This window comes from Streptococcus cristatus (genome assembly GCF_003943465.1).
Taxonomy (GTDB): domain Bacteria; phylum Bacillota; class Bacilli; order Lactobacillales; family Streptococcaceae; genus Streptococcus; species Streptococcus cristatus_C.
On sequence record NZ_RJPR01000037.1, the window covers coordinates 1 to 723 of the forward strand.

The 723-nt window shown below is 46.6% G+C and carries 1 protein-coding gene; it reads right to left on the minus strand.

What is annotated here, in order from left to right; genetic code table 11:
• Positions 1-723: mucin-binding protein (locus tag D8793_RS11995; RefSeq protein WP_446677599.1), on the minus strand; the 723-nt coding region annotated here is incomplete at both ends.

Sequence of the window (723 nt, forward strand, 5' to 3'; positions counted from 1 at the left end):
TGGTGTTGTGCCATCTGGGCCTACTGGTGTAGTGCCTGGTACATGTGGAATCACTGGAAGATCAGTACCTGGTTTGCTTGGATCTGTTGGATCGTTTGGATATGGAAGATTTGGAACTTTTGGAAGTCCGTCTGGTACATTTGGTACATATGAACCAAGTTTGCTGTACTTAACTGTTTCTTCGCTATCCTTATCATCAGGAGTGACTGTCTTCGCTGCGACATTGGCCTTATCTGCCACGAATCCAGTCACGACTGGTGTAGCTTCTTGAGCCAATTCTTTCGTAGCTGGTGTCCATGCAGTGAAGGTTTCAACGTTCGTTACACGGTTACGCTCACCTGTACGTGTGAAGGCTGCTTCTTGAGTCACAGGAGCTTTCAGAGCTGGACGACCCGCTGTTTGACCATCTGCGTATTCGTACTTGATGGTACGTGATACTTTCTTGTTGAGCTTAGCTGGGTCTGTAATCTTCTCTGTACCTTGACGAAGAGTAACGGTGAAGGTTTGATCCTTCTTATCGTCATTATCGAAGGTCTTAGGTCCCTTGAACTCATCGTTCACCACTTCGTAGCCCTTGTCTGTCAATTCTTTCAGACGAGCTGCGTAGTTGGTTGTACCGATTGGCTCACCTGACTTACCGCTTTCAACGACCTTGGTCAATTCCTTATTACCGTCAGTTTGGTCTACGAAGCTGATAATCGCTTTTTGACCATCCTTCACGAA